General features: G+C 47.3%; 24 protein-coding genes. 6 read left to right on the forward strand and 18 right to left on the reverse strand.

The window, feature by feature from the left end; genetic code table 11:
• Positions 1 to 202: 202 nt before the first annotated feature.
• The 3 genes from AC1XUF_RS31220 to AC1XUF_RS31230 all read right to left on the reverse strand — a co-directional run bounded on the left by AC1XUF_RS31220 (position 203) and on the right by AC1XUF_RS31230 (position 5,436).
• On the reverse strand, positions 203 to 1,585 hold the full coding sequence (locus tag AC1XUF_RS31220; RefSeq protein WP_483345804.1) for an AraC family transcriptional regulator: 1,383 nt from the start codon (positions 1,583 to 1,585) through the stop codon (positions 203 to 205).
• Between the two features lie 380 nt (positions 1,586 to 1,965).
• A complete protein-coding gene (locus AC1XUF_RS31225) occupies positions 1,966 to 3,573 on the reverse strand; it encodes a Na+/H+ antiporter (RefSeq protein ID WP_483345805.1) in 1,608 nt (535 codons plus the stop codon).
• Positions 3,574 to 4,125: 552 nt separating this feature from the next.
• Positions 4,126 to 5,436: an OmpA family protein gene (locus AC1XUF_RS31230; protein WP_483345806.1), complete on the reverse strand. Its 1,311-nt coding sequence runs from the start codon at positions 5,434 to 5,436 to the stop codon at positions 4,126 to 4,128.
• A gap of 98 nt (positions 5,437 to 5,534) precedes the next feature.
• Here AC1XUF_RS31230 and AC1XUF_RS31235 point away from each other — a divergent pair, with 98 nt between their 5' ends.
• On the forward strand, positions 5,535 to 6,344 hold the full coding sequence (locus AC1XUF_RS31235) for a LuxR C-terminal-related transcriptional regulator (RefSeq protein WP_483345807.1): 810 nt from the start codon (positions 5,535 to 5,537) through the stop codon (positions 6,342 to 6,344).
• 19 nt (positions 6,345 to 6,363) lie between these two features.
• On the opposite strand, the gene AC1XUF_RS31240 is transcribed toward AC1XUF_RS31235, so the two are convergent.
• The 13 genes from AC1XUF_RS31240 to AC1XUF_RS31300 form a co-directional block, all read right to left on the reverse strand.
• A complete protein-coding gene (locus AC1XUF_RS31240) occupies positions 6,364 to 6,708 on the reverse strand; it encodes a hypothetical protein (protein ID WP_483345808.1) in 345 nt (114 codons plus the stop codon).
• 45 nt (positions 6,709 to 6,753) lie between these two features.
• Positions 6,754 to 7,023: a hypothetical protein gene (locus AC1XUF_RS31245; RefSeq protein ID WP_483345809.1), complete on the reverse strand. Its 270-nt coding sequence runs from the start codon at positions 7,021 to 7,023 to the stop codon at positions 6,754 to 6,756.
• A 223-nt stretch (positions 7,024 to 7,246) separates the two neighbouring features.
• Positions 7,247 to 7,516, reverse strand: coding sequence for a YciI family protein (locus tag AC1XUF_RS31250; protein ID WP_483345810.1), 270 nt, complete (start codon positions 7,514 to 7,516; stop codon positions 7,247 to 7,249).
• Positions 7,517 to 7,537: 21 nt separating this feature from the next.
• Positions 7,538 to 8,206, reverse strand: a complete 669-nt coding sequence (locus AC1XUF_RS31255; protein ID WP_483345811.1) for a DNA alkylation repair protein — start codon at positions 8,204 to 8,206, stop codon at positions 7,538 to 7,540.
• Between the two features lie 55 nt (positions 8,207 to 8,261).
• Complete coding sequence (locus AC1XUF_RS31260; protein WP_483345812.1) at positions 8,262 to 8,669, reverse strand: VOC family protein; 408 nt, start codon at positions 8,667 to 8,669, stop codon at positions 8,262 to 8,264.
• 56 nt (positions 8,670 to 8,725) lie between these two features.
• Complete coding sequence (locus AC1XUF_RS31265) at positions 8,726 to 9,289, reverse strand: DUF4256 domain-containing protein (RefSeq protein WP_483345813.1); 564 nt, start codon at positions 9,287 to 9,289, stop codon at positions 8,726 to 8,728.
• Positions 9,290 to 9,814: 525 nt separating this feature from the next.
• Complete coding sequence (locus AC1XUF_RS31270) at positions 9,815 to 10,621, reverse strand: hypothetical protein (protein ID WP_483345814.1); 807 nt, start codon at positions 10,619 to 10,621, stop codon at positions 9,815 to 9,817.
• A gap of 71 nt (positions 10,622 to 10,692) precedes the next feature.
• Entirely contained in the window at positions 10,693 to 11,271 is a 579-nt protein-coding gene (locus AC1XUF_RS31275) for a YdeI/OmpD-associated family protein (protein WP_483345815.1), read from the reverse strand.
• Positions 11,272 to 11,335: 64 nt separating this feature from the next.
• Positions 11,336 to 11,704, reverse strand: coding sequence for a DoxX family protein (locus AC1XUF_RS31280; RefSeq protein WP_483345816.1), 369 nt, complete (start codon positions 11,702 to 11,704; stop codon positions 11,336 to 11,338).
• A 5-nt stretch (positions 11,705 to 11,709) separates the two neighbouring features.
• Positions 11,710 to 12,192: an SRPBCC family protein gene (locus AC1XUF_RS31285; RefSeq protein WP_483345817.1), complete on the reverse strand. Its 483-nt coding sequence runs from the start codon at positions 12,190 to 12,192 to the stop codon at positions 11,710 to 11,712.
• Between the two features lies 1 nt (position 12,193).
• On the reverse strand, positions 12,194 to 12,517 hold the full coding sequence (locus tag AC1XUF_RS31290; protein ID WP_483345818.1) for an ArsR/SmtB family transcription factor: 324 nt from the start codon (positions 12,515 to 12,517) through the stop codon (positions 12,194 to 12,196).
• A 200-nt stretch (positions 12,518 to 12,717) separates the two neighbouring features.
• On the reverse strand, positions 12,718 to 13,479 hold the full coding sequence (locus AC1XUF_RS31295) for a PIG-L deacetylase family protein (protein ID WP_483345819.1): 762 nt from the start codon (positions 13,477 to 13,479) through the stop codon (positions 12,718 to 12,720).
• 59 nt (positions 13,480 to 13,538) lie between these two features.
• Complete coding sequence (locus AC1XUF_RS31300) at positions 13,539 to 14,135, reverse strand: short chain dehydrogenase (RefSeq protein ID WP_483345820.1); 597 nt, start codon at positions 14,133 to 14,135, stop codon at positions 13,539 to 13,541.
• A 106-nt stretch (positions 14,136 to 14,241) separates the two neighbouring features.
• Between AC1XUF_RS31300 and AC1XUF_RS31305 the strand changes: the two genes are divergently transcribed.
• Entirely contained in the window at positions 14,242 to 14,580 is a 339-nt protein-coding gene (locus AC1XUF_RS31305) for a winged helix-turn-helix transcriptional regulator (RefSeq protein WP_483345821.1), read from the forward strand.
• Positions 14,581 to 14,643: 63 nt separating this feature from the next.
• Positions 14,644 to 16,038, forward strand: a complete 1,395-nt coding sequence (locus tag AC1XUF_RS31310; RefSeq protein WP_483345822.1) for an RNA polymerase sigma factor — start codon at positions 14,644 to 14,646, stop codon at positions 16,036 to 16,038.
• 69 nt (positions 16,039 to 16,107) lie between these two features.
• Here AC1XUF_RS31310 and katG read toward each other — a convergent pair whose 3' ends face one another.
• Entirely contained in the window at positions 16,108 to 18,381 is a 2,274-nt protein-coding gene (katG, locus tag AC1XUF_RS31315) for a catalase/peroxidase HPI (protein ID WP_483345823.1), read from the reverse strand.
• A gap of 254 nt (positions 18,382 to 18,635) precedes the next feature.
• Entirely contained in the window at positions 18,636 to 19,763 is a 1,128-nt protein-coding gene (locus tag AC1XUF_RS31320) for a TlpA family protein disulfide reductase (protein WP_483345824.1), read from the reverse strand.
• Between the two features lie 196 nt (positions 19,764 to 19,959).
• On the opposite strand from AC1XUF_RS31320, the gene AC1XUF_RS31325 reads away from it, so the two are divergent.
• From AC1XUF_RS31325 to AC1XUF_RS31335, 3 genes are all read left to right on the forward strand, one after another.
• The gene (locus AC1XUF_RS31325; protein ID WP_483345825.1) at positions 19,960 to 21,042 is read left to right on the forward strand and encodes a sensor histidine kinase; all 1,083 of its coding nucleotides are present in this window, start codon (positions 19,960 to 19,962) and stop codon (positions 21,040 to 21,042) included.
• Positions 21,039 to 21,707, forward strand: a complete 669-nt coding sequence (locus AC1XUF_RS31330) for a LytR/AlgR family response regulator transcription factor (RefSeq protein WP_483345826.1) — start codon at positions 21,039 to 21,041, stop codon at positions 21,705 to 21,707. The genes AC1XUF_RS31325 and AC1XUF_RS31330 overlap by 4 nt, the downstream gene beginning before the upstream one ends.
• A 68-nt stretch (positions 21,708 to 21,775) precedes the next feature.
• Complete coding sequence (locus AC1XUF_RS31335) at positions 21,776 to 22,258, forward strand: hypothetical protein (RefSeq protein ID WP_483345827.1); 483 nt, start codon at positions 21,776 to 21,778, stop codon at positions 22,256 to 22,258.
• Positions 22,259 to 22,622 lie beyond the last annotated feature (364 nt).

Here is a 22,622-nt window from a genome sequence, read left to right on the forward strand (position 1 = left end):
AAGATCGTGAGTTTCAAACTGAAACGTGAACGCAATTGTCCCAAATACCTGGCCTATTGTCCCAAGCATTTGATTTATTATCCCGAATACCTTAGTTACTGTCCCAAAACTTCGTGAGTGGTTACAAGCCTGCCCTTACCGCTCTCCTCGCGGTCCCAACGCCCGGCTTCCTGTTGCGCCGGTTTCCAGGTTACTGGATCAGTTATCCTGCAATCTGGCTGATCAACAGATCGTACCGCGGATCATGCCAGGATTCGGACAGCCAATCCCTGACGATAAATTTGAAAAACAGCATGGGCGGCTCGTGCTGTTCGACGGCCGTTTGAAAATAACTTAAGGCCGTTTCTTTGTCACCTACCGATGCATGCACAATACCCAGATCATAATTCGATACCACCTGGGTTTTGCTGAGCGACGTCATTTGTGTAAGTATGTCTCTTGCGCTTTCGGGTTCCCCGGAGAGTCCGAACAATGCGCCGCACGCACTCAAGGTGATGCCATTATAGTTAATTTCAAGGGCTGCTTCCAGTGCCTCCTGCGCACCGGGATAATCTTTTAAGGTGATCAGATTGAGACCCAGCACCATATGCCCTCCCCAGAATGAAGGTTCAATGGCAATCAGCTTTCTGCCCTGTTCGGCGGCTTTCTCAATGCTTCCCGAAATCCAGTATACATACCCGGCGTAAAAATTATTGATCAATGAAAATGGCTCGAGCGACAGTGCCAGCGAAATCTGATCTTCGGCTTTGGCATAATTGTCGGTGAGGGCGAGGTACAGTGCATACTGGCCGTGCAGGTCAGCCGTGTTCCAGTTTAACTCCAATGCTTTTTTAAATGCTGCGGATGCCCCGGAAAAGTCCCATTCATAGAGCATCTGCATGCGGGCCAGCGCAAGATAACTCTCAGCAATGCCGGGGTCCAGCGCAAGCGCTTTCTCAGTGGCCTGCTTCATCAGCGGCAAGGCTTTCGCTGCCGGGAGAAGCCTGTAAAACCACATATTCAGGTAACACGAGGCTATCCCTGCGTAGGCAATGGCGTAGCCTGGGTCCAGTTCAATAGCGGATTCAAAATACCTGATCGCTTTGTTAAACTCATCGGTGCCCCCAAACTTGTTGTGGTAAAACCGGCCATGGAGATAGAGCTGGTAGGCGGCAGTGTTATTGGTATATCTTTTGAACGTGGCGGCCTGCTCATCGCCCAGAAGCTGAACTTTGACACCCGCTAAAATCGCCAGCGCAATCTCATCCTGGATGTCAAAAATGTCTTCCAGCTCGCGGTCGTATTTTTCGGACCATATCTGATAACCGTCTGCGACATCGATAAGCTGTGCGACGATCCGCAATTTGTTTCCTGACCAGCGCACGCTCCCTTCCAGTATGTGGTTGACATTCAATTGCTCCCCGATCATACGGAGGTCCTGGTTCTTGCCTTTGAAAGTAAATGAAGAAGTCCGGCCCGCCACCTGGAGATTGGGTATCCGGCTCAATACGTTGATAATTTCCTCGGTAACACCGTCGCTGAAATATTCCTGTTCCAAATCATTGCTCAGGTTCAAAAACGGTAGTACGGCAATCGATGGTTTCATGATAGGTTGACAAGGAGCGTTGTTTTGATCAGCGAAAACCTGGCCCCTGTACTCGGTTGGGCTGATATGAAAAAGCTTCCGCCAGATATTTCGCAAAATTCAGCGGACTTTCTATGCCGGCAAGGTAGGCAATTTCCGATACCCTCATATCCGTCGCTGCCAGTAAATTTTTCGTTCAATGCGCTCCACCAGGCAAGCCTCATTCGCCATGAAGTTCTTTTCATTTTGAAGTGAGGGTACGTTTTTTCTGGTTTCAATTCTCTGGTCACTGGTATCGACAGGCAGCCCGGTAGCCAAAACTCGCCCATGCAAATACGGTTTCCAAAATTTGGCCATCAGGGATATCCATATTTAGGGACGGCGCGACTTTGCACCTTCCGCTATTGCAGCCTGCTTTGAATACGGGCCTCGTCCAGGTCCATCTGCCTCTCTCTCCTGACCAGCACCTCTTCATGGAATAAATCTTCCTTGCGAAGCCGTGAGAGTTCTTTGCGCAGATCTCTGAGGATCTGGTTGCTTACGATGCCAAACTGAATGATCTGCTGGCGGCTATGGTTCCCGGAATCTCCTGAATGTGTAAGAAAAAACAGGTCCCTTTCCAGTTCGAACTTGAATTTTTTAAGTATTTCATTTTCTTCCAGAGCATTACAGTGCTTCCCGTTGAGCTCTCTTAATGCCAGATCGAGCAAACGACGGTTCAGGTCTGCTTCCTGCATCTGCTCTGGCATGGCATCTCCAGTATCCTCGACTTTAAGGAATTTAATGATATAGGGCAAAGTAAATCCCTGGAAAACCAGTGTGATCAAAATAACCACAAATGTGGTGAACAAGATCAGATTCCGTTGGGGAAACAGCTGACCATTCTCCAGAAAGAGCGGAATAGACAGCGCCGAAGCGAGTGAAACAACGCCACGCATCCCTGCCCAACTGATCACGAATACATTTTGCCACTTTTGCTTTCGTTCCCTGGCATTGAATTTGGCACGCAGCCAACCAGGGACAAAAGAGGTAAAGAACAACCAGAACATCCTTACAAAAATGGTCAGCAAACTGATCACAATGGCATATTTCGCTGCCTGAAATGGCTGATATCCGTGCAATCCTGCCAACACAACCGGCAGCTGCAGACCAATCAGGATAAAAACCAGCCCGTTAAAAATAAAGACCAGCACCGACCCGATGGCCGCAGAGTGAAGTCGCGAAATCCCATAGTTTGGCAATTTCTTGTACCGGTACGACATGAACAACCCACCGGTTACAACGGCCATAACCCCTGAATATCCGTAGTGCTCTGCAATCAGGTACATGAAATAAGGGGCTATCAGCTCTAATGTGGCATTCATGCTCGGTGTTGCGGGAAGGAAACGGTGCATCGCATAAAAAAGCAAGGCGAGTGCCAGCCCGATCAGGCAACCGGCAAAACCCACTATAAGAAATGCAGCTGCTGCCTCCTCCTTCACAAACCGGCCGGTGAGCACCGCTTCCAGGGCGAAACGAAACACGATCAGACTGGCCGCATCGTTCAGCAGGCTCTCTCCCTCCAGGATTGTAACCGTTTCTCTGGGAGCCTTCAAATCCTGCAAAACCGATTTCGCCGCAATGGCGTCCGGCGGAGAGATGATTGCACCTAGCAGCAGTCCAAGCGGCATGGTAAATTCGGGGACAAATGCATGCGTAAAATAGGCAATGATGCAGGAAGTAAAAAGTACCAACCCGAACGCAAGCATAACGATCTGCCGCTTCCATTTCCAGAAATTGGCCCAGCTTGTTGCCCAGGCCGCCTGGTACAGCAAGGGTGGAAGAATCACCATAAAAACCCAGTCGGGAGATATTTCAAATGCCGGGACACCGGGTAACAGACTGATAAGCAGTCCTGCGAGCACCAGAAATATAGGATAGGATATTTTCAGTTTCTTGCCCAGCATGATTATCAGCGATACGGCAAGCAATAACACAAGAATAACAAAAAGATTTTCCTGGAGGAGCATGAGAATATCAACGGGTTTAAATTAGAAATCAACGTCCGGTAGATATTCTTTTCATAGTGATTACATGTACCCGAAAAGCCGGTACGACGTGGCATACGTCTCGGTTTTTAATATTTTTTAACAAAATATCGTACAGGCTGCTTTACTTCCCTGCCGGCACAGTCACAAGGCCCCCAGGCTACAGGTGGCCGTTCGGGCCAGGGGCTTTACTGACGGCTCACCATTTTCGCCCCGGGGTAATCAAGTATTTAATCATTGGTTTTTCAAAGCCTGCGCACCCGTCCGCAGATCGGTACTGTGCACGTCAAGCGCCCGGGAAAACGTACATTCTTGCACCATGACCCTGCCCCGGCAATCTCAAAATGAGTGAAATCTGCCAGGGATGCAATAATCAGGCTGCTTTCGAGACGGGGTGCGCACGTAACCCGTCGCATGGCGATGTTCTCGATATATCGGCTCGCGGTTCCCAGCCGGGCATGTATTATTTACGGACAATTTCCTGCGCGATATTTTTGCTTTCCGGGACCAACATCCCTGACTGAATAAGGTCGGCTATTTTGCAGTGAGTTCCACCCGTCGGTTATTCGCCCTTCCCTCGGGCGTACCATTATCTGCCGAGGGTTTTGTTTCCCCATAACCTTTGGCGGTCAGGCGCAAGGAATCGACGCCCATTTCCACCAATTTGGTCTTGACCGCTTCTGCGCGCTGCTCGCTCAGTTTGAGGTTATACGCATCGTCCCCGTCTGCATCAGTATGGCCACCAATTTCAAATTTCAGTTCCTGATGGTCTTTCATCATGCCGAACAGCTTGTTTAGTTCTCCCATACTTTCAGGTTTCAACACAGCCTGGTTGTAATCGAAAGTGATGCCTCTGGCAATGTAAGTTTTGGCGATGGAAGTAAGCTGCTTGTACGGGTCCTTCCCTCCCCCGGCGATCCGCACGTTACGAATGAAAAGCTGATGACCATCAGGATTGTTTGTGCTCCCCTCCCCATTGATGTAAATGGAAGCGGCTTTACCGGCTGAAATGGGCGCATTGACAATCCTTTGATTATTGAGGTAAACTTTAATTCCTCTTTCAGTCCCCGCTATGGAAACATGTACCCACCTGTCGTAGATCTCAGCATCTTCAAAATCACTGGTCATGCCCTTATATTTTCCTTTGAACTCGCGAAACGATACTACCCCCTCGCTCCGGATACTGACGTCGTACTGATAATCGCCTAACACTTCGTTGTTTGCATCCACATCCCTGGAATGGAAAACGACATCGAAACCACCGCTTCCCCCGTCGCCCATGTACCTGCCCCAGGGGCGCTTGTTGTTCGCTGTGATCAGGTAATCGAATTCAACCGAGAACCGCTGTGGCAGGTAGTTGTATTTTTTCATCCGGGGATACATTCCGGTGTAAAATCCATCCAGAAAACCAGCCACGGTCTGCCCATTCACTCTGGTTATTTCTACGGTACCGCCGGTCGGCACCCACAATGAAGGAATTTCATCGACACTTTCATCCCTGAAATTATCTTCAAAAATTACTGAATCGCCAGGCGTGAAGTCAAAACTGGCGTACGCTTTGATCGGAAGTTCTTTTGCTATGGCAGCAGTCCCGGAAGCTGTTGATGGCGTTGAGGCATCAGGGGTATTCTGGTTTGCCGGGACCTGGGGGGGCTTGTCAGCGGGTGTTTCATTTTTCTGCGTAGCCGCTTCTTCCGCTTTATCCAAACCCTTATCGATGGCCTGGTCTGTCTTCTGGTTGGCGCGTTGTTCTACTTTGTTTTTGACCCGATTTAAAATTCCTTGTGAAAATGACAGATTTGTCAGAGCAATACCAAAAACGAGGGGAAGTAATGATTTTTTCACTGGTTAAATTGGTTAATTTCAACTCAAAATTAGCGTAAATCAATCCTCCTGTAAATGGCACAAAAGTGCCATTTACAGGCGACGTTCCCCATCTCAACATGAAAGCAACCCCGTTAAGGAAACAGATCGTTGGTGCCTACCGGTACTTGAAAAACTATTACGAAAAACTGCCCCGCGACCCGGACCTTGAAGCATACATCAATCAGTTTTCATTCGGGGAAATCATAGAGAAAATCTACGCCGTAGGCCCCTACTGCTGGTTTTTATCGGATATGCGTGAAGGAAAATTCCTGAAAACAGGCGGGGCATTGGAACAAATGACGGGCTACCGGGACGATGAGATGGTCGGCAAATCGTTCATTCATGCAGCCAGGTTTACCAATGAAGAAAACCTCCATGCTATTGTAAACGCTGCGGGTTATTTCTGGGGTTATTTTTATCAACAGCCACTGGAGAACCGCTCCCACGTGAAGTCGTCCTACACGTATGAATTTATCCGGAAAAACGGAAGTACATTTCACGCTCTCCAGCAAAGCTCCACCATTTTCATTGATAAGCAGGGCAACGGCGTTTATCAGTTCGACCTCATCACCGACATCACGCACCTGGATCCGGACATCCAGCTGCGGTTCTTTATCCTGGACACTTCAGATTCAGACAATATGAAGAACATCCCCGTCCACCCCGGCATTACCCGCAATCCGAAATCACTCCCCATTACTTCTGCGGAAAAGCGCGTACTGGAATTAATCGCACAAGGCAAAAGCATCAAAATGATCGCCGATAAACTGGGCATCAGCGAGAATACAGTAAAGCACCACCGCACCAACATGTTCCAGAAGTGCGAGGTGAATAATATGGCCGAGCTGACTGCGAAGGCGATTAGTCAGGGGTGGTTTTTGAAGTGAAAGGGATAACAGCGGCTGTTTAAACCAATAGCGCCGCCTCAGTAGCAGTAGGCGTAATGTCTTCTACGTTCAAAACTACCTTTGCGTTCACAAAACCTTCCCTCATAGTAATCCGATGTACGATCTGATTGCCCTGACCGTCGATAGTCGGACCTGAGTTGAGTACCAGGGTTTTTGGGACCTGGAGATTGATGATCAGGTCGCCCTGGGTATTTATCGCGGTGAGAGGCATAGCGCCCTTTCCGATTACAGTGATCTTATCCGCTTTGTCCGCGCCATCGAAAATGGATTTGGTAATTGCCCCGGCTACGGAGCTGACAATCGATCCTATTCCAGGAATGGCTTCAATAGCCACGCCCAGCACCGACGGAAATGATTTAAAGAAAAACTTTTCAAGCTTTGAAACCTTCTATATCGCTGTTAATTCGGCCTTGACGATGCAGTCGCCCAGAATTAATTCCTTAAACAGCAGCTTATCCTCAAACGGCTCATTAGCGAGACTCATCTCTACTCCGTCGGCCAGCTTCACAGATCTGGCACTTGTTACGGAGGCTTTTGTGGCGTTCGGCGCTACCAGCGTGACTGAAAGTGCATTTAAGCCTTCAACATGATCCTCGATTGCCCCATTTTCTATTACAAGGACACTTTTAAGGGTGATCTGGACAATTCTGTTTTTCATCTTCGTTATGGACTGCCTGTTTACACCGCAAAGGTGGTAACGGCAGTCAACGTATTCAATACTGAGTTTTCAGTATTTTGGCCATTTTTTGGTTTCGTCAAAACTTATACTTCATGTTATTGAGATAATTATTCCAGGAAGAACTAAATGTTTCCTATCCATGGTGCTGCCATAATTTCGCACTCAGGCTGCGCTTCGGGTATATACGGCCTTCCGCGTTTCGCTATCCTGGCAGCATGGTATCATTCCAATCTCTGATCACAAACGACCCGACAAGCCCTTCCAGGATAAACGGATCTTCCTTCACAAATTCCTCCGCCGCTGCCCTGGTCTTAAAAATTGCCATGTTGCCCATATCGGCAAAGGGGCCAATGCCGATGACCTCGCCACGCGCAATGTATTTTTCAACTATTGCTTTATGTCTTGGATAAACAGCCATGATTTCATCCATTGATTTTCCTGAAGCTTGTCCGATTACTACTGCTTTCATCATCTGTTTTGTTATTTGTTCGTACTAATTTCCCTGCCTGCTTACCATTTCATTGATCCATATCGGCGCAAAAGGCGAGGTACAACCCTTTGAAACCGGGTAATTTCTATAAATCCCAAGCTTCTCTCCAATGGTAAGCGCGCGTGCTCGATATTCCGCAAGCTTAATGCCAATGTTTGCCAGCGTCGAATTCATCGTCCATTGCACTTCCGGTGCTGCGTGAGGCATTTCGGTTTCAATGCGGTCCAGAATGGCGGGAATATCGAGCGCTTCCAGATTCCGGGACACGCAGCCGCTGGTCAGGCTCCATCCGGCGCGGGCGCACATGACATCATCGGATTCCAGCCAGGCTATCCGCAGCGGTTCGGTATCCGGGTAATCTTTGATCACGTAGGAATACAGCCAGTCGGCGACGTGGGTGTGCTTCTCGGATCTGACCAATTTGGTGAGATCCTCTTTGGATAACTTTTCAGGATTCATAACCAAAATCGCCAAAAAGCGGGCATCCAAATTGCCGGTATCCCAAAGCTCCAGTGCCAGAGCGTGGTCGGTCTTTATTTTCTTTGCAACATTCCGAATATCGCCCATTTTAAGCCCGAATTGGTTGGGCCCTGCGCCACGGCTCGTATTGAATTGCCGCATTTTTTCACTGCCTAGTGATTCGAGTTGGGAAAGTGCTTCATTTAGGGTCATGACTGGCAAATCGGTTACTGGTTAATCTTTTCAAATTAATGTATCGAAAAAAGTACTAACTGCCCTGAGATCGGCCGAAGAATAAGATATACCCGTCGGCATCTTGGATTTCAAACCCTCTCAAGCCATCCTCTCCATCGTCCTGGAGTGTCCGAAAGAATGTCACATTTCTCAATAAAAATTCCGCCGCCAGTGCATCGGGATCCTGAACGTGCAGATAGGCGTCCCAACTGGCAATGCCTTTTTTGACATCCCGCGTGTGGTTCGGTAAGGGATCTACACCAATTGACTTCAATATGATCATGGCGCCGCCCCGCTGGACAATACCAAAAAAGATATCGTCTTCGGTAGGTCCTTGAAAAGTAATGTCAAATCCGAGCATATCGCGATAGAACCGCAGGGCGTCAGGAACGTTCTTTACAATAAAAAAAGGTGCGACGCCGAAAATCTCCGTTTTAGTCATATCAAATTTGCGGAAGTTTATTTTGAGGCCTGTTTAACCAAAACGAACAGCCATTTTCAAACCCTCAGCGAGCCGCGAAACCCTCGGGCCGCATAGTAGGAATCCGCGCCGTTGTGGTAAATGAACACCCTGTCAAAACGACGATCACCGAAAATAGCGCCACCGAGCTTTCTGACGTCAGCGGGTGTTCTCAGCCAGCTCGATGTTTTCAAATCAAATTTTCCGATTTGCTGTAATTCCTGGTATTCTTCCTCGGTTAACAACTCAATCCCCATTTCGGCTGCGACGTCCAGAGCCGTATTCTCGGGTTTATTGGCCTTTCTGGATTCCCAAGCCGCCCGGTCGTAACAAAGACTTCTGCGATCCTTGGGGCTTTCCGTTGCGCAATCGAAGAAAATGTACTCGTCCGTCTTTTGATCATAGCCAACGACATCCGGCTCTCCGCCGGTGGTTTCCATTTCATCCAGCGACCACAGCTTTGCAGGATTGGCTTCCAGTTTAGCTTGTATTTCATCCCAATTGAGATCTTTATGGCGAGCCATGTTTTTCTCGAAACGGTTTTTGAGGGTTTCGAGTAGTTCGGAGGTTCGTTCCAGTGGCAGGTGTTTACTGGTTTTCATGGTATTGATTTTTATTCGTGCCTGATTCGCGTCTTCGTGGCACAGACAATTAGCCACGAAGACACGAATCAGGCACGAATGCATTGTAGTTCTGACTGAATTTATCTTCTTTATGAATACAATACGCGCAGCATTTTACTCACCGAAGCCGGCAATACTGAAAATGATTTTCATCTTCGAATGCCTGCCTTCCGAAATGAATATTTCAGCATTGAATGGTTGACCCAGCTCAGATAATGCTTTTTGTTTTTCAGATATCTTTTTATGGTCGCACCACAGCAAAGGGCTGTTCATTACACACCTGCCGGTTCCTATAACAAACAGTAAGTCACACATTATTTTGCTGGGTTTGTCTTGGCGCAATTCCTTGGTAACGAGACAGAAGGCTGGTATTTTTCCTGGGTCATTTGGGAGCTTAGCCTAAGATCTTCTTTTTGATTGATGGTTGGTAGTAATGCGAAGAGGCTGGAATTACATTGTGTGAAAATTTCTGGGCCGGGTTCATATGAGGTTAGTTGGGCTGGTTTACTTCTGTTTCTTCATTGTTTTCAAAATTCCTTTTGTTTGTATTTTAATAGTATCAATTGCCGCAGAAATTGATTTTACGTGCGCGTCATTGTCCGATATTTTGTTTAGCTGATTAGAAAGAACTTCCAAATTCTTGTTTATCTCTCTTAGCTGAATTTCTGTTTCTGTCGTCTTAGGCTGTGTGACAAGGGTTATAATGTATATGACAACTCCACTAAATCCCACGGTCAAAACCCATTCAAAAATTCTCTTGCAGAAAGTAGAAAATCTTGTCGGGTGCCACTTATTATCAATAATGAGGTGCTTGAAAAATCTTAGGTACGAAACCCTTTTCTCTTGGATAAATGTCGGATCCCCGTCAAGACTAGTAACTTCCATATAAGCGACTAAATCATTCCAATTTTTTTTCAGATAAGATTTGTCCCTGAGCTTCATTGGATCTATGCGAATTTTAAGGGTTATACTGCTCTCAATCTGTGTTCGGCTGTCCGTTCCGGCGGGGTGAATTGATATTGTCACAAATCCACTATCATCACGTTCATAAACCAAGGCTGCTCCATATTCTGTTAATGTTGTCCATTTTTGTCCTTTTGAGATAGTTTCAAAAGGGCGGTTGCCCCAAAAAATCTCCACGATACGATCATTACTCCCACCGTCTCGACTGCCCGGACAAATATAAAGGCTATAAATATTTCTGAATTTTTCGGCTTTGGAGTCGTTAGCACTGATCTCTTCAAAAATCGTCATTGCCGTATTGAAAAACTCCGTAAAATCCTCGTGTCTGTCCTGTCTGGTCCTTTCCATTATGTATTGCTTATGTCCTCCTTTGAACCCTCCAATTATCGTTTAGGTTTATGCATTTCAGTTGCCTACTTTCAGTCTTCCAATCCTTTCCTATCCATAATCCTATCCACATTCTTCTCAATCCTCGCCTCCCGCGTTTTGGCTTGTTTGGCTTGCGAGAAATACAGCAGATACCCCCGTTGCCGGCCAGGCGTTAATGCTTCAAAAGCCGTTTTCAAAGCCGGGCTTTCATCCAGTTTCTTTTGAAATTCTTCCACGATTGTAAACTCGGTGGTCTTTTTCAATTCCACTTTCAAACCGGCTTTCTCTACTTCTATAGCTTCAAAAATGTAGGCTTTTATCGTGGATTCGCTCCCGGTTACCTCCTTGATGTCCGTAAAACGCATCTGGCGCGCGGCCTGAACATGCTCCGTCTGCCGGATCAGTAGCTGATTGGCGTCATTGAGAAGGGCCCCTTTGAAAAACAATACCGCGCAATATTCTTTGAACGTATGTATCAATACGATGTTATTTTTCTGGAACGTGTAACAGGGACAGCCCCATTTCAATTCTTCGGTCAGGCCGCAGTCGAGGATGACTGCTCTCAATTTCCCGATCTCCTCCTTCCATGGCGTGGCTTTGGTGAAGTACCAGTCAACATTTGGGTTCATGATTTTTGGGTTATGAGCGTTTAGCAATGCGCTTTTTTGAATCTGATGACCTTACAATCAGCAGCTACCACTTTCGATCTGCCGGCCTGAAATACCAGGATACGATTGTCAGGACGATCAATAACACAGGGCCGAAAAGCTCCTTGGCCGCATCGCCAACGGCCAGGTGAGAAAAAACGGCCCCCGACATCGCAAAGAAAAATCCTGCATAAGTCCATTCTTTTAGCAATGGAAATTTAGGGGCAAGTATCACTACCACGCCCAATAATTTCCAGATGCCCAATAGGGTCAAAAGATAAGCCGGATAGCCTAAATGCGTGAACATATCCGCCTCTTCTTTCATTTTAATCAATTGGACAATGCCGGTTGAGGTCATTCCCAACGCGAGCCAGAGGGTCGCAATCCAATAAATGATTCTATTTCGTTTCTCCATGATCTTTATTTTAGTTTTTCTGCGAATTCCTGTAACCGGTTATGTGCCCAGTTTAAACCCTGTGCAAAAGGCAGTTTCAACATTTGATCCCTCATTGTGACCGATTTATAGACGATCTGCATCGTGAGTTTGCTGGTATCGTCGGTCAACTTCTCAAATTCCAGGAATTCAAGCTGAACAGCAAATCGGCCATCAGAAGCGTGGGCATTTTCCATTTCAAATGTCCGGGTGATTTTCGTGTTTGGAACAAATTCCGGGATGGTGCCATTGGCCCGGAAAACCACATTTCCCTGCGCATCCGACGTTTCAAATTCGTAGGAACCGTGCTTCTTGTTTTCCAGTTTCAGCACTTTTGTCCCCATCCATTGCTCCACAATTTCGGGTTCGACATAGGCCCTGAACAGCAAATTCAGGGGTAAATCGAATTCCCGGGTGATCACTATTTCCTGCTTTCCTTCTTCGGCGTGGATTTTTGTTTTTCTTTCCATATTACTCTTTGGGTCTGTAGTTTTTCATAATGGCTTCCAATTTGTTGAACCTGTCGTCCCACATATCGCGGAAGGGCTCGATAAAGTCCGCTACTTCCTTCATTTTTTTTGCATTAATGTGGTAATAGACCTCCCGGCCGTTTTGCTCCTGCTGAAGCAGTTCACATTCGGTGAGGATCGACAGGTGCTTCGAGACCGTGGGCCTCGCCGTGTCAAAATTGGAAGCAATCGCGCCTGCGGTCAACGATTTCGTAGCGAGCAGCAGCAGTATCGCCCGTCTCGTCGGATCGGCTATAGCCTGGAATACATCTCTTCTTAAATTCATTACGTAGCTATTTGGCTACGAATATATGTGAAGTCATTTGGCTACGCAAATTTTCCAGAAATTTTTTTTCTGTTTTGGAGGAATACGGCAGACGTCGGCGCGCTATCTGTGCGTCAGAATTTATCAGCCGATTTGAAGCAGGTTGGCGACATAGAAGGCACCAAAGAAATCGCGACGGGTGACGTTTAGAAGGAGTCACCTCAAATGATCGTGTTTTTGGAATTTGTCAGTTTCACAAAGCCTTCGGCACCCTTCACCGAAATAGAAAGCCCCCGAAAGTCCTCCATGATGCCATGAAATTTGTGGTAAAATTCATCTGAAACAAAGCCCTGGCTGGCGTGACAGAAAACGGCCTTTCGTTTTTGTTCCTGCGTGTCGGTAATGTCCACGTAATCAGTGGGATTGAAATTCCGGGTCTGGGCGCCGGTGTAAACTTCGAAAAAGTACAGAGGAAATTTTTGCCCCATCTGCAGGCAAGCCTTCTGGGTCAGAAGACTTGCGGCCATGTGATCCTTATGGGAATCGACCGGCCAATGCGTAAAAACGATATCGGGGTTCTCCGCTTCCAGCAATTTCTGGATTTTGGCATACCAATCATTGTTGACGATGGAGTCTCCATCCACCTGCCCGGCAAATACAGGCTTGGCTTTCAATATCTTACAAGCGTTCTTAGCCTCCTCCGTCCGGATCGCAGCCGCTTCCTGATGACTTTTTCCTCTGATTCCGGCATCTCCGTTTGTAAGGTAAATGATGGTTACCTCGTGCCCGGCGTTGGCGAATTTGGCGAGGGTCCCGCCGCAGCCTGTTTCCGGGTCATCGGGGTGGCCTCCCACGCATACTACTTTGAGGGGTTTTGTGAAATGGGTATTGGGGTCGAAAGCAGCGGCCAGAGGCAATGCGCCCAGGCCGGTTAACGAACTCGACATGAAAGTCCGACGATCCATTTTATCTCTTTTCAGCATGTGTTAAAGTTAAAGAGATATCATTGATCGTCAATCGGGCTGCTGCGGATTTTTGGTATTTAAAAAACCTTAAACACCTGCCCGCTCTGCCCGCCGAGCACACTCTTAACATAAGCCTGCGCAACCTTATGCATCTCCACAGGAATATCACCTGGAAAAAAGGGGAAATACGCCGGGGATTCCTCCACGACACCCGGGGCGACCGCATTAATACGGACGCCATTTTCAAGCTCCATATATGCCGATTTGACAAATGAATTGATCGCGCCATTGATGGCGCTCACAGCTGCGCCCAACACGATAGGGTCGTCGCTCAGACTGCCCGAGGTAAGGGTAAAAGAACCTTTGGGGTTGATATAATGCTGGCCGATCAGCACGAGGTTGATCTGCCCGAGCAGCTTGCTGTTAATGCCTTTTCTGAAATCCGCATCGGTCATTTTGGGAAGCGGTCCGAAGTGCGCGGCACCGGCTGCGCTAACCAGCGCGTCGAACGGGCCTACTTTTTCGAAGAAAGATTGGATGGACGAAAGATCCGTCAGATCTATCTGAAAGTCGCCGCTTTTTGATCCCACTTGAATGATTTCGTTTTGGGCTTCAAGCGCTTTCACAACGTGTTTGCCGATTGTGCCTGTGGCACCTACTATGATGATTTTCATTGATTAAAATTGTTTTTTGACAAATTTAACCCAATACTATACTTTTGGCAAGTAGTTACCTTTTTGTCACCTAATGACAAAAAAGTGAAGAATTCAGGCATAGCAAATGGAGGAAGAAAAAAAATATCATGATGCGGAAGAATGTCCCATCACAGCCCTGATTGATGTGATCGGTGGCAAGTGGAAACCGCCCATCATCTGGCTGCTTTTAAAGGGCCCCCGCCGGTTCGGTGAGCTGCATAAGACGATGCCTAATATGGCCATTAAAGTCCTGTCGCGACAACTGAAGGAATTGGAAGCCGACGGAATAGTCCTGCGGACAGCCTATCCCGAAGTCCCGCCGAGAGTGGAATACAGCCTCACTGATAAAGGCAAATCATTGCAGGAGATTATGTTCCTGTTGTCCGACTGGAGCCGGAAAAATGTAATGGAAGTTTTGCACTAATTTTTTTTAGGGCTAACTGCAACCATTTGAAAAAACTGCATCACTGGAGGGCACAATCTCAATATGGATAAAAATTCAAACAGCTTTTGGGAGGCGACCTACCGGCAGAATATCTCGAAAATGATCGGGATCTGCTGCAGGTACACGCAAAATCGGCAGACCGCCGAGGATTTGGCGCATGACGCCTTTCTTGTTGCTATTCACAAGGCGTCCAGTTTTGAAAACAAAGGGCCTTTCGAGGCCTGGCTCAGGCGTATTGTTGTCAATGTGGCGTTGCAATATCTTCGCGGGCAAAAGAAACTGGAAAAGCTCGACAGGGCCGAAGCATTCTCCATTGATTACCTTGATGTTCAGGAAGAAAATCCATTCAATGAAAACCTTACCTTTTCAGAAGCGGAGCTTTTAGAAGTGATTAGCCGTTTGCCGGAACATCACCGATTGGTATTTAATCTTTACGTCATCGACAATTTTACCCACGCCCAAATTGCAGCTCAGCTCGGCATCAGCGAAGGGACTTCCAAATCGCATCTGGCGCGGGCGAGAAAAAAGATCCGGGAACTTCTTCATGATCAGCTTCAAGAAAATAAGGAGCGAAGAAGGGCATTTTTGTTTCTCATATTTCCCTATCGACTTTGGAATATCGACGCGCTGATTGCGGGAACATTACGCCGTTTTTCAATACAACCCAAACGTTTTCAAGATCTCCATCTCTCTGAATTGAATGGAGCAGCATTACCGAAGTTTAATCCCACTGGTATTTTCACGAGCATCTATTTGAAAGCTGGGATCTCAGCGATTATGGCTGCATCCATTTTAATTGTTATTTCAAAATACAATGCAATCAACTTCAAAGAAAATAATGAGCCGATATTGTTGGCGGCACCTGATTCCGTTCAGGACACCTTATCCGATTTAAATGATGCGATAGCTGCCACCATTTCTAAAAATCCCGTCATAGTTGAAAAAACTAAAAATGGAGATCCAATGAAAAATTTAAGCGCTTTAAGTGGAGTAGTGATTGCAAGTCTGAGTTTCAACAACAATCTGGCAAAAGAACTACCTGTTCAATTAAAAGACCGGCGTATCGAAGTGCAAGCAGTTTCCAATTCTCATGCGATTGCAGAAAATCGCCCGGTAACCGAAAAGCTGGAAGTGAAATTGTCCCAAGGTACTTTTTACGCTCAGAAATTACTCTGGTCAGAAACCAGAAAACTTTATTTCCTGGGGGACAATGTAAAAGTGGATTTCAATACGAACAGATTCGCTGGAAGCGGGCGTTTTTCATTCCTCGAAGATGTCAATCATCTCGTGATTAATGGCGTCCCATTGAAAATGAATGAGGCCATTAAACTTTCGGACAAGAAATACAATCTTAATCAGCTCAATGCAGTGGAAGGGCTGAAAAAATATGGTGAAAATGGCAAATTGGGAGTTGTGGAAATAACGCTCGCTGAATAAATCTCCAACAGTAAAAAAGGGCGCCTCCGAATCAACCGGAGCGCCCCCTTTTTTAACATTCAACTGCAATTAAGCCAGATCAAACCTGTCCAGGTTCATCACTTTTGTCCATGCGGCGACGAAGTCTTTTACAAACTTATCCTGGGCATCGGAACTTCCGTAGACTTCCGCAATAGCCCTCAGTTCGGAATTAGAACCAAACACCAGATCGGCGCGGGTAGCAGTCCACTTGGGTTGGCCGGTGGAGCGGTCGCTTCCCAGATAAAGCTCCCTATCCTCCCCCATCGCTTTCCAGGATGTGTTCATATCCAGTAGGTTGACAAAAAAGTCGGTGGTAAGCTGACCCGGACGCTGCGTAAAAACGCCGTTTTTAGAACCATCGAAATTAGTGCTCAATGCACGCATACCGCCTACCAGCACCGTGAGTTCAGGAGCCGTAAGTGTGAGCAATTGTGCCTTATCGATCAACAATTCCTCGGTCGAGGCTGAAAGTTTTCCTTTGGAATAATTACGGAAACCGTCGGCGGCAGGCTCCAGATAACCCACAGATTCCACATCGGTTTGCTCTTGCGAAGCATCCATCCGCCCGGGCGTGAAAGGAACTGTAATCGCGTGACCTGCATCGGTCGCTGCTTTTTCGACCGCTGCCGAACCCGCCAGCACGATCAAATCCGCCAGCGAAACTTTTTTACCGGTTGATTGCGTAGCGTTGAACTCACCCTGAATGCTTTCCAGAACCCCCAGTACTTTTTTCAGCTGCGCCGGATTGTTCACTGTCCAGTCCTTCTGAGGGGCCAGGCGAACGCGTGCGCCATTGGCACCGCCTCGCTTGTCGGAACCACGAAAAGTAGAGGCGGAGGCCCACGCTGTGGAAACCAGTTCGGACACAGTCAATCCTGATGCCAGAATGTTTGCTTTCAAACCGGCAATATCGTTTTCATCAATCAGTGCGTGATCAACCGCAGGGATCGGGTCTTGCCAGATCAATACTTCTTCGGGCACATCCGGACCCAGGTAGCGCGCACGCGGACCCATATCGCGGTGGGTTAATTTGAACCAAGCCCGTGCAAATGCATCTGCAAATGCGTCGGGATTTTCGAGGAAGTTCCTGGATATTTTTTCATAAACCGGGTCAAACTTCAGGGCGAGATCGGTGGTGAGCATCGTCGGCGCATGCTTTTTGGAGCTGTCAAATGCATCGGGAATAATGTCTCCTGCATTTTTGGCAACCCACTGGTGCGCACCTCCCGGACTTTTGGTCAGCTCCCAATCGAAGGCAAACAGGTTTTCGAAGAAATTGTTACTCCACTGGGTAGGCGTTTTCGTCCAGATCACCTCCAGCCCGCTGGTGATGGCGTCGGCGCCACGGCCAGAACCATAGCTGTTGCTCCATCCCAGGCCTTGCAGTTCCACATCAGCGCCCTCCGGCTCTTTACCAACGTGATCCGAAGAGGCTGCGCCATGCGTTTTACCAAAACTGTGTCCTCCCGCAATCAATGCCACGGTTTCTTCATCATTCATAGCCATACGACCAAATGTGTCGCGGATATCACGCGCGGCTGCAACCGGATCGGGGTTACCATCGGGACCTTCCGGATTCACATAAATCAGACCCATGTGCGCTGCGGCCAGCGGCTTTTCCAGGCTGCGCGAATGGATGCCCTCACCCGGGTCCTGATCCGAAGAAACCACGCCATCCCCGTCGACGCCTTCGACACCTTTGGCATAACGCTGGTCGTTGCCCAACCAGGTAGTTTCGGCACCCCAATACACATCCTCATCCGGCTCCCATACATCGGCCCGTCCGCCGGCGAAGCCAAATGTTTTAAAGCCCATGGATTCCAATGCAATATTTCCTGTCAGGATCATCAAATCGGCCCAGGATAGTTTTTTTCCATACTTCTGTTTGATCGGCCATAGTAGCCTGCGGGCCTTATCCAGACTTACATTATCCGGCCAGCTGTTCAGCGGCGCAAAACGCTGCTGCCCCGAACCTCCCCCACCCCGGCCATCGAACACACGGTAAGTACCCGCGCTATGCCACGCCATGCGGATAAAAAGAGGACCGTAATGCCCGAAATCCGCCGGCCACCAATCCTGTGAATCGGTCATGAGCGCGTGAAGGTCTGCCTTAACAGCTTCCAGATCAAGGCTTTTGAAAGCTTGGGCATAGTCAAAATCTTCATCCATAGGGTTTGTCTTGGATGAGTGCTGGCGCAGGATGTTGAGCTTCAACTGCTTGGGCCACCAGTCCCGGTTTCTGGTGCCGCCACCGCCCACATTGTGATTCATCGTACCGTTATGAAACGGACACTTGCCGATGTCGCCTGATTCTTTTTCCATTGTTAAAAGTTCATAATTAAATTGATATTTAACTGCATTTTGGACTGCATCAGACGCAAGTTATGTTTTTGAAAAATATAATCACAATCAATTAATTCTATATTTTAATAGTCAAAATCTATTTCAGTAAATACTATACGTACTCTCCGGTGTTTTTAGTTTGCAGAGGTCGCTGCGCAACTTACCGTATTGCCTCAGCACCCCTCCCCGACAGGCGGCCAGGCGAAGAACACACGGTCTGACACAAACACGATCTATCTGGCCAATGCCTTTTGGACTTCCCTTTCAAGTTCGTCTGAAAGGCCTTCATGCAGATAAATCACTTCTCCCTCCCGGTTGATCAGCACGTAAAGAGGGATCGCGGCAACATGGTAGTCAGCTCTGGATTGGGCGTTGCCGATGAGCATCGGAAAGGTGGTACCTGCTTTTTCAGCCCGTTTTCTTGAAATGTCCAGCTGATCGCTTTCATGGACAATGCCAAATACCTGTAATCCGGTATCCTTATATTTTTCGTACAGCTCCTGGATCTTTGGCATGGATACGATACAAGGCCCGCACCATGCCTCCCAAAAATCCAGCAAGGTTACTTTGCCTGCGGCTGCCAGCGGATACGACTTACCTGCTTCGAAAGATGGTAGGTCGATCCGGGGTGCCTTCCTTCCTTTTAATTGAAATAAAGGGTTTTCGGCTTTCAGCTTAGCGACTTCCTGTTTGTACATCCGGAGAAAACCGGGTTCCTGGAAATTGTAAACTTCACTCTGGTTCATTTTCAAATCTTCAATCAGGAAATTCAGGTCCTGAACTTTGCCCAGAGTCTCCTGGTGTTGCCTTACGGCCACGGGAAGCATAAACTTTTTATCGATCGTCACAGCTTTGTACCGTTTGATGACGTCGTGCTCGGGCAAATCCTGATATTTCATGATGAGATAATAATGATCCCGATCTTGTGAGACCGTAAAGCTTTGCGCCTTGGTTGTGTCCAGGACAATCAGGTCTTTTACGATCATTTGTCCGCCCGTAGTTCCATATAAGAGCTGATCTGAGGGGTTGGAAATCATCCGATATGTTTTAGTGGCCGTATCGGCCACATAGGCCAAACGCCCGTCGTAAACGGTCTGCTGGGCAAATCCATTCCGCTGTGACCAGAAAAGGAACCCAAAAAGCTTATCGATTGCATGGACCTCCATGACGGCCCGCCCGGACATGGTCCTGATGTCGCCGGTGACCAGGGTATCTGTCCGCTGTAAGGTATAAGAAACGTTCGTAAGGTTAGCCTGCGACCGCTTCACCAAGGTAATTACTTCGGCAGCATTCTGCGAGAATGCCGCCTGTTGCATTAGAAAAATCAGAAGGGCAATGGGCAGTGAATGAGCTCCTTTCATTTGAAACAGGGGTTTGATTTTCGGAAAATTAGCTTGTTTTTCGAAGGCCTTTCCCGGATTTAGACCAGGCGGGAGAATATTTCGACAGGGCGCCGCCAGGAACCTGCTGGTCGAAAAAATGACTGGTTTTGTCGAAAACCGGTGGCTGGGGACAGCAGCGTCATTTCACAACTAAACTTTTCGCTAATTTTCTGGCATGAAGCTGCATCGCGATCAGGCAAAATACGGGATTACCACGGCGGAGATGATTTTCTTCCTGGCCTATTTCATACTTTTCCCAATGGTATCGAGCTTCGAATACAACTTCTGCGAGCGCAACTCGGCAACCCTTTTTATGAAGGAAATACCTGAGCGGCTGGTTTACGGCACGCTCAATATGGTGCCGTTCTGGATTTACTATAAGTTCCTTGCTCAGCGATATCTGCTGGAGAGGCGGTTTTTGATCTTCTTTGCGTTTTTGCCGCTATTTCTGGTTCTGTTCAATTTTTATACCGTTTGCGGTTACTGGCTGGTTGCCCATCTCCCCTTCCTTCCTGGGACAATGAGTTCAAACGCAGCGAAGTGGTATAAGGCAAACCAGTCGATCCATTTTAGCTTCGTGTATATTTTTCGCGAAATACTTGTCATTACTTCATTGGCTTATTATTTGAGATATACCCGTTTGGCCGGAATGGTGGAGGAGCTGAGGAGACAACAATTAGAGACGGAACTCAATATGTTAAAAATCCAGCTGCAGCCTCATTTTTTCTTCAATACCCTTAATAACATTTACGCTCTGGCCCTCGAACGGTCCGATAAAACAGCGGACCTGGTAGCGAAACATACGGAAATGATGCGTTATATTTTGTACGATTCCACCAGCGCCGAAGTCCGGTTGCAGCAGGAGATTGACTTTATCAGCAATTATATTGCGATAGAGTCGGTACGGTTCTCCGAAAATATTGTCATACAGTTTGACACACAAGGTATCCACAGTGCGGTTGTGATCGAACCACTTTTACTTTTACCATTTATTGAAAACACCTTTAAGCACGGCGCACGGGAAGAGGTCGGTTCCGGCTATATTCAGATTGCCATCTGCCTTTTGGAAAATGAATTAATTATGGAAGCAAAAAACAGCAAACCTACGGCCCATGTTGATGGCGTTAGCCGTGGAATCGGACTTGCCAATGCAGAGAAAAGACTGGCGCTGCTTTATCCGCAAACCCACAAAATCGAGATCTTGGAAGATTCAGTCCATTATGAAGTACGTTTAAGCATCGTTCTGAAATCGAGATGATCAATTGTATTGTGATCGACGATGAGCCTTTGGCACGGCAGGTTTTGGAAAGCCATATCGCCCGTATGCCTGAGCTGCGGCTGATAGGAAAATATGCAAACGCCATTGAGGCTTTTGAAGTGGTGAGCAGGGCGGCAGCGGACCTTGTTTTTCTGGATATCAAAATGCCAGTGCTCAATGGCATCGATTTTATCAAAAGCCTTAAAAATCCTCCTGCCGTGATATTTACAACTGCTTTTCCCGAGTATGGGCCCGATAGTTATGACTTGAACGCGGTAGACTATCTGATGAAACCTGTTACTTTTGAAAGATTAGCCAAAAGTATCGCCCGCTTTCAAAGTGTTCAGATCAGGGAACCGCAGATCTCATATACTTTCTTTAAAGTCAATGGAAAGTTGCTTAAACTTGAACATCCGGACATCATTTTTGTTCAATCGATCAAAGATTATCTGATCATCAAAACCACGCAGGGCGATCACATCACGCACATGACCATGAAATCCATTGCCGATTTACTTCCCGACGCTCACTTTCGGCGGGTTCACCGCTCCTACCTGGTTGGCATTTCACATATTACCGCGATTGGCCGAAACGAATTAATGATCGGTAGTAAGCGAATTCCTTTTGGCGATCGTTTCAAAGGCGCGTTATCAGACTTATTATAAAAACATACATGCGCTTCGCATTCGATGAGACACCATTCGGTGGTGCAAACTGATTTTTATACTGAACAATGAAAATATTCCCTACCAGGAGACTTGAATTTAGGCTCGTTGATACCTGCGATGAAACGTTGAAACGCCTCGCTCGCAGAACCGAGAAGTCAGATTCCCTGACTTCTCAATTTACTGAGAAATCGTTCCGGGGTATTTTAAATGGGAATCAGTTCAAACTGATTTCATCTGCAATTGGAAAAGGATCTTTTTGCGTGATGACAGGAGAGATTGATACTGACGGAGGCTATGTGGAAGTTGAAATCAATAAGATATTCAGGTTTTTGTTAAGCCTATTTTTGGCATTCCCTATTGTCGGGCTCCTTTCAATCATTTTCAGTGGATCCGATGAGTTTTCACCTATCCTGATATTGGTCGCAATTGGCCAGATTTTAGTCATCAGGTACGCGTTTATCGGATTGGCGTTCAAGTTGCTGTCAAGGGAAAGCCTGAATAGGTTGCGTGATGTTTTAGACGTGGAGTGGATTACAGAGCAGGCTTGAAATAAAGGGAAAACCAGAATTGACAATCTCAAAAGAAGACGTGCTGTTTCAGGAGATTGCCAACTGAGCGGTCAGCTAAATTCCGATCTGCCTCGGTTAATTTCACACACGCGACATGCGATCATTTTTAATCTACCAGAAGAAACTCTTCAAGATAAAGCAACTGGGGGAATCCCAAATGCGCGGACTCCGCTCAAAAAACATAGCTGTGCATATTTTTGAGCATACAAAGAATTTTAAAAATCTTACACTGATTTAAGCGCATGCAAGGGATTTATCTTTGCTGCCGATTTGGTAACGCGCAGCGAAAAGTCCATTTAAGCGCGCGTGGAATGCGGCAACGGCAAAAAGCCACCACTGCACG

The organism is Dyadobacter sp. HNCC25DJ185, from assembly GCF_056895195.1.